Here is a 277-nt window from a genome sequence, read left to right on the forward strand (position 1 = left end):
GAGTACGCGTTGCCGCTGGCCACGCTGCTGGTGGCGCCATGGCTGACCACCCGCGGCGAGCACATCCGCATCGATCTGCTGGTGGGACTGCTGCGCGGGAAATGGGCGAATCAGGTGGAGCGAGCGACGCACGTCGCTTGCGGCCTGGTCGCCGCGATTGTCACGTGGTACGGCGTCGGCGTCACGACCGAGGCATACGTAACCGGAGCGCTGGTGATCAAGAACATCACGTTCCCGGAATGGTACGTGTACGCGCCCCTGCCGTTCTGTTTCGCAC

1 protein-coding gene is annotated in these 277 nt (G+C 65.3%); it reads left to right on the forward strand.

Translation table 11 applies throughout. The features are described 5' to 3' along the window. Positions 1–277: TRAP transporter small permease (locus tag FQ664_RS25950; RefSeq protein ID WP_144175857.1), on the forward strand; the 277-nt coding region annotated here is incomplete at both ends.

The organism is Pseudomonas persica, from assembly GCF_900291015.1.
Taxonomy (GTDB): Bacteria; Pseudomonadota; Gammaproteobacteria; order Pseudomonadales; family Pseudomonadaceae; genus Aquipseudomonas.